Origin of the sequence: uncultured Campylobacter sp., from assembly GCF_938030685.1 — a bacterium.
GTDB lineage: Bacteria > Campylobacterota > Campylobacteria > Campylobacterales > Campylobacteraceae > Campylobacter_B.
The window spans coordinates 22,268-28,529 of the sequence record NZ_CALHHX010000175.1; the positions used below are offsets into that span (position 1 = coordinate 22,268).

Consider the following 6,262-nt stretch of genomic DNA (forward strand, 5'->3'; position numbering starts at 1 on the left):
AGCGAAATTAAAATCAAAAGGCGCTTTTTTGGGCTAAATTTATTTGCCGTTTGCTTTTTATGAAATTTCAAGACGCCGTTAAATTTAGCCTTAGATTTGATATAATCGCACAAAATTTAAGCGAGGGCGATATGAAAAATTTTATCTTTTTGTGGCTTTTGCTTGCGGGCTGCGCTTTCGGTGCCGCTAAAGAGGATGCGGCGGCTTCTACTACGCAGCAGACGGCGTCAAATTTGCCGCAGCCAAATTTTGAAATTTTTTACGATGAAAATGCTAGCGATGCGCAGATAGATGCGGGCTTGGACGCGCTTTTAGAATTCGCGGCGCAAAACAGGGGCAGGATCGACGAGGATTTCGGGGAGTTTAAAGATAGAATTTTCACCGCTTTTATTTTTAATCCGAAGGTGCTGCGAAATTCAAAATTTGACTTCGAGCGGATAGAAAAAATCCTTAAATTTAAACCAAATCTCAATTACGGCGGAGACGGCGGTTTTTTCTCGCCGCTAAAGCTCGCGATCTTTTTCGGCTCGAAATTTAGCGGCGAGACGGCAAAGCTTTATCACTTTGATAGCGCCGATGCGATGCGGCTTTTAGAGCTTTTGGTGCAAAACGGCGCGAACGCCAAGACTAGCGGGCTGCTGCGAGATGCCGCGGCAAACGATAATTTCGAGGCATTTAAGTTTTTGATCGCAAACGGCGCGCGAGATACGAAAGACGTGGTCGGCTCGGTTGCGGGCAGCGAATTAATATTTCTAAGCGATAACAACGTTTCCATTCTCGGATATAAGGAGGCGCTGCCGCTTGCCGCGAGGGAGTTTGCCGCGGGCGCCAAATTTAAAGAATTCCGCGACGAGAGATTACGCTATTTGGACGAAATTTTAAAATTCCAAAGCTTTGCAAGCATCGATAAAAAGGAGATCGAAACGCTTATCAAAGTAGCTGTGGTGCTGGATGACGAGATGACGGCGAAATTTCTGCTCTCGCACGGTCTGTGCGAGCAGAAAGAGCTTTGCGAGTTTCTAAAAGCGCAGGCGAAAACTTACGACGCTGTAAAAATTTTGCAATCTTTGTAAAATTTAGCGCGCCGCCTCGCTTTGTTAAATTTAAAATTCGTGCCAAGAGCGTTAAATCGTTGCACCGCATTTTGCGCGTGAAATTTGCTTGGTCGCGCAAACGCCCGGTCTCCAATTTATCCGAGCCTCATCTTACTTTGCGATGCTTCCGCTTGTCTTTTTGATCTGCGTGTCCTTTCGTTTGATTCGCGCCACGCGCCCTTTTATTGGGTTAAATTTAAAATTTCGCGGGCGGCTTTCGCCAAAATAGTTTAAATTTAAACTCGCCTTGCGGATTTAATCTATAAGATTTTAATTCTATTTCCTTTTAATTTCATGATCTTTTTGTCATTTACTAGCTTCGTAATCGCTGAGGAGACGTTTTGGCAAGGCGCGCCGAGTAGGCTTGCCAGCGTCATTATATTAAAGGGAAGCTCCACGATCTTATCTGCGTTTGCGATGCGATTTAGAAAATTTAAAATCCGCGTCTGGATTTTCGCAAAGACGATCTCTTTTATTAAAATCCGCTGCGAGTGGAGGTTTTTAATAAGCGCGTTTATGATCGAGCTTGCAAACTCATCTCCTAGCAGCTCGAAAAGCTCTGAGATGTTGATCTGCAGCGTCTCGCAGTCGCTTAAAATTTCAAGGCTCGTGTTTTTATCCAAGCAGACGTAGGCGCCGCTTCTTACGAAGCTAAAGATAAATTTCTTGCCGTTTTCGTAGCAGTTTAGCTTCGCTCTGTCGCGCAGTAGAATGATAAATTTAAACTTCTGCGCGTAGATCACGTCGCCGCGAGCGTAGCTCTCGCGTCTAAATTTAGCAATACGCTCCCTGCTTAAAAAGTCAAATTTCTCGCTGTAATCGTTATTTAGTCTATCTATCATAGCAGCTCTTTGCATAAAATTTCACGTAAATTTTACTCAAAAAGGATAAATTCGTCGCAATCGCGACAAATTTAAATTTATTTTTGATTTATAATTCGCGTTAAAGACAACCCAGAAAGGATGCTTTATGAGGAAAATTTTTATCTCATTTGTCTGTGCGTGTTCGCTTTTCGGCGGCGAGGTGATCTCCAAAACCACGGCGATCTCGCAGAACGGAAAAACTATCGGCGAGGTTCAAATTTTAACGCCGATCAAGGTGCTACCCGGCGACGGCGGCGTTACCAAGATTAAGATCAAAGGCGTCGTGAGCGAAAACTATCAGCTTCAAATCCAAAAAAATATGAAAGAAGCTGAAATTTACGCGATTTTTACGAATGAAGCCGAAGCGAATTTTAAAAAGGGCAAAAAGCTCGAGGACGATTACGGCGAGATCTGGTACGAAGCCGAGGGGATTTATGAGATCAGTTCGGATGCCGTAGCCAAGGACGCTAAGGCGCTTTATGCGGAGGCAAAGACAAACTACGAGCAGATCTGCTCGGCATGTCATAGGCTTCACGAGCCGAATAGCTTCACGGCAAATCAGTGGCCTGCAAATTTACAAGAGATGATCAATGCAAACTACGTAGCGCTCGAGGGCGACGAGCTAAATTTGATCGTAAAATATCTACAACACAACGCAAAAAAACCTGAATGATAAAGGAGATCAGATGAAAAGGCGAGACTTTTTAAAGGCAGGGATTTTAGGCGCAAGCGCGGCAAGCGCTAGCAGGATCGAGGGTGTTACGCAGACGATTTTTGATAACAAAAAGGTATTCGGCGCGAATAGATTCGGCCCTTTTTGGCTAAATTTAAACTCGTCGCAGATCGTTTCGGTAAGCGATTTCGAAGGCGATAAATTTCCAAATACGATGAATTACAGCCTGCCCGATTCCGTGCAGAACGAAAACCGCGTGCTCTATCCGATGGTGCGCAAAAGCTATCTAAAGGCAAAAGGCGCGGCAAAGAGCGAACTGCGCGGCAAAGAGGAATTCGTGCGCGTTAGCTGGGACGTAGCGCTTGATCTAGCGGCGAAGGCTTTGAAAGAAAATTTCGACAAACACGGCGCCGAGGCGATCTACGGCGAGTGCTACTGGTGGGGCGGTAGCGGCAAGATCGGCTGGGGACGCACCGTAGCACACCGAATGCTTAAAATTTTAGGCGGCTACGTAGAGGAAAGCGGCGATTACTCCACCGGCGCGGGGCTCGTCATCATGCCTCACGTGCTTGGCTCAAGCGCCGTTTACGACGCGCCTACTACGTGGAAAGCGATCGTCAAAAACGCTAAAAACGTCGTATTTTGGGCGACCGATCCTGCGGTAACCAATCAAATTTCATCCATTCCGCCTACGCACGACGGCTACATCGGCATGCAAGAGCTTAAAAAATCGGGCATCAAAACCTACAGCGTAAACGTGATGAGAAACGACACCGCGCGTTACTTCGGCAGCGAAGATATTATCGTGCGCCCGAACACCGACACCGCGCTCATCATCGGTATGTGCCATTATCTGTTTACGAACAACCTCTACGACGAGGAATTTATCAAAAAATACACCGTCGGATTTAATAAATTTAAAGCGTATTTTCTAGGCGAGAGCGATAAAATCGTAAAGGACGCCGCTTGGGCGAGCAAAATTTGCGGACTTAGCGAGGAGGCTATTGCGAAATTTGCTACGGCGCTTGCAAAGGAGCCGAGCACGATCCTGATCGGTCGCGGTTTGCAGCGCGCAGATCACGGCGAGCAGCCTTTCTGGGCGCTAGTGGCGCTTAATGCGATGCTGGGGTATATCGGCAAGGAGGGTCTCGGCTTTGAATTTAGCCTGGGCTACGGCTCTGCGGGCGCTACGAATAAAGTGGCTCCTATTTTAAAGGGACTTAGCACGCGCATAGATGAGAAATACGAAAACACGGGCTCTGCGCCTTGGAAAAACGCGAAAAATATCACCATCCCGTCCTCTCGCAGCATAGAGGCGCTGGAGCATCCAGGCAAGCAGATCGACTATGACGGCACTAAAATTAAGCTGCCGCATATGAGAGTCGCGTATATGGCGTGCGGGTCGATGTTTACGCGCCATCAAGACGTAAATAACATCGTCAAGCAGTGGCGTAAATTTGACACCGTCATCACCGCCGAGCCTTACTGGACGAGTACGGCGAAGCTTAGCGACATCGTGCTTCCCGTCGCGATCGAGGTCGAGCGCAACGACATCAACCAAACAGGCGCTACGGGCGAATATATAGTCGCTTACAGGCCTGCAATCGAGCCGATGGGCGAGAGCAAGAGCGACTTTTGGATCTGCGAGCAGATCTGCAAGCGCTGGGGATACGGTGAGGTCTTTAGTGAGGGCAAGGACGAGCTAGGCTGGATGAAGGAATTCTACGCCGATGCCGTAGAGCAAGCCAAAGGCCTAAATATAACGATGCCTAGCTTTGAGGAATTTTACGACAAAGGCTTCGTGCGCTTTGAAAAGGACGACGAGAGCAGCGCGCTATACACGCGCCTTGCGGCATTCCGCGAAAATCCCGCCAAAAACCGCCTCGGCACGCCGTCTGGCAAGATCGAGCTTTATTCGCCGGTAATCGCTAAGATGGGCTATGCCGACTGCCCGCCGATGCCTACTTGGATCGAGCCAAAAGAGTGGCTAGGCGATGCGAAAAAGACGGCGAAGTATCCGATCCACATCGTAAGTCCGCACTCTCGCTACCGCCTGCACAGCCAGCTAAACAACTCGATCATCAGAAATTTTGCCGAAATTAGCGGCAGAGAGCCGGTGCTAATAAATCCAAAAGACGCCGAAGCGCGCGGGCTTGCGAACGGCGACATCGTGCGCGTTTTCAACGATCGCGGCGAAATTTTGGCGGGCGTGCTCGTTACCGACATCGTGCCTGAGCGCGTCGCAGCGATCTGCGAGGGTGCGTGGTACGATCCCGAGGTTTGGGGCGAGAAGAGCCTCTGCCAGCACGGCTGCGTAAATGTGCTTACGTTTGATAAGGGCACGTCAAGTCTCGCACAAAGCAACTCGGCTCACACCGTTCTAGCGCAGATTGAGAAATTTAAGGGGGAGATTAAGCCGATACAGGCGTTTGGTAAACCGAAAATCCTACAATCTTTGTAGCGCGTCGTCTTTTAAGCGTCTTTGAATGAGCTAGAAAATTTCGCCCTGCGACAGGCTAATTGCCTAGTCTTGGGACGAAATTTTCGTCGCAACATTCAAATCCATCTTAAAATACTTCCGCTTGTCTTTTTGCGTTCAAATTTTGTAATCCGTCAAATTTGAACGCAAATTTTGCGCGTATTAAAAACTCTGCTAAAATTTGCTCAAATTTAGCCCAAAGGTCGAGCCGTGCAAATCCCGAATTTGATCCGAAATTTTATCCGCAAACGTATCGTTTCAGAGTGCATTTTACTGCCTTCTCTCTACCCCGACGAGGGCGAGTTTGAGAGTTTTCAGGAGGGGTATAGGCTCGCTAGCCGCAAAACGGGCGAGGAGCTTGCAGACGACGCACCCGGGCAGTGGCGCAAGAGCTGGCGGGTCATCGCGCGTAACGGCATGGACGATCCGTTTTTCGTGGATTTTGCCCTGGGGGACGCTTCGCCCGTGTATTTTGCCTATCACGGCGCTGGCTCTTGGGAGCCGATCAAGGTCGCGGACGACATCGTTAAATTTGAAGAAATTTTAACCGCTCTTGCCGCGCTTGAGGCACCTTGCTCACTTGATGCGATTGCGCCGCTTGCCGATTTAAACAACGAATTTTACCGCGAGCTGGCGGACGACTACGCGCGGGAAGATGAAGCGCGCGCGGAGCCGGGATATAAATATTTCAGCGTTTTTACCTTGGACTTGGGCGCGGATAAGGTAAAAACGCTCGTGTTTTTAAAGAAAATTTTTGACGACGAGAGCTTTGCAGCAACCAAAGAGAGAACGCAAAATTTGCCGCTTTGCGTATTTAACGGCATAGAGGAGCTAGCACTGCCGCTGCAAGATAAACTCGCCTCGCTCGGAGTTAAATTTTACGCGCAGGAGATTTCTTTTAGCGAATTTATCGCGCGGAGTAGTTAAGCGGGCAAATTTTAAAATTTCAACTCTCGCTGCTGCTAAATTTAAAATTTAGCAGCAGGCTATCCTATAAATTTCGTGCTCGTTCGCTTGCTATTGCTGTGCGTTAATAGCTTTGCGTACGCTGGAGCACAAATTAAAGCGTAAAATCAAAATGTAAAATTGAAGTAGAATTTTAAGCGCCCTACTTCGTTTTTTACTTGCAGTAGGGCGAATTTGCTTAAAGTAG

General features: G+C 48.1%; 5 protein-coding genes. 4 read left to right on the top strand and 1 reads right to left on the bottom strand.

The annotated features are described in order from the left end of the window. Positions 1–59: 59 nt before the first annotated feature. Positions 60–1,073 carry a hypothetical protein gene (locus Q0369_RS08050; protein ID WP_298098414.1) on the top strand — a complete coding sequence of 338 codons (1,014 nt, stop codon included), beginning with the start codon at positions 60–62 and terminating at the stop codon, positions 1,071–1,073. A gap of 281 nt (positions 1,074–1,354) precedes the next feature. On the opposite strand, the gene Q0369_RS08055 is transcribed toward Q0369_RS08050, so the two are convergent. Further along, positions 1,355–1,936, bottom strand: coding sequence for a hypothetical protein (locus Q0369_RS08055; protein WP_298098416.1), 582 nt, complete (start codon positions 1,934–1,936; stop codon positions 1,355–1,357). Positions 1,937–2,063: 127 nt separating this feature from the next. Between Q0369_RS08055 and Q0369_RS08060 the strand changes: the two genes are divergently transcribed. The 3 genes from Q0369_RS08060 to Q0369_RS08070 all read left to right on the top strand — a co-directional run bounded on the left by Q0369_RS08060 (position 2,064) and on the right by Q0369_RS08070 (position 6,036). Next, complete coding sequence (locus tag Q0369_RS08060; protein WP_298098419.1) at positions 2,064–2,630, top strand: hypothetical protein; 567 nt, start codon at positions 2,064–2,066, stop codon at positions 2,628–2,630. Positions 2,631–2,643: 13 nt separating this feature from the next. Continuing rightward, positions 2,644–5,091 carry a molybdopterin-dependent oxidoreductase gene (locus Q0369_RS08065; protein WP_298098422.1) on the top strand — a complete coding sequence of 816 codons (2,448 nt, stop codon included), beginning with the start codon at positions 2,644–2,646 and terminating at the stop codon, positions 5,089–5,091. A gap of 228 nt (positions 5,092–5,319) precedes the next feature. After that, the gene (locus Q0369_RS08070) at positions 5,320–6,036 is read left to right on the top strand and encodes a hypothetical protein (RefSeq protein WP_298098425.1); all 717 of its coding nucleotides are present in this window, start codon (positions 5,320–5,322) and stop codon (positions 6,034–6,036) included. The last annotated feature ends 226 nt before the right edge of the window (positions 6,037–6,262 follow it).

What these genes read in the sequence shown, in the direction of transcription:
- Q0369_RS08050 (WP_298098414.1), top strand. Translation starts at nt 60, where the DNA reads ATGAAATTTCAAGACGCCGTTAAATTTAGCCTTAGATTTGATATAATC.
- Q0369_RS08055 (WP_298098416.1), bottom strand. Translation starts at nt 1,936, where the DNA reads ATGATAGATAGACTAAATAACGATTACAGCGAGAAATTTGACTTTTTA.
- Q0369_RS08060 (WP_298098419.1), top strand. Translation starts at nt 2,064, where the DNA reads ATGAGGAAAATTTTTATCTCATTTGTCTGTGCGTGTTCGCTTTTCGGC.
- Q0369_RS08065 (WP_298098422.1), top strand. Translation starts at nt 2,644, where the DNA reads ATGAAAAGGCGAGACTTTTTAAAGGCAGGGATTTTAGGCGCAAGCGCG.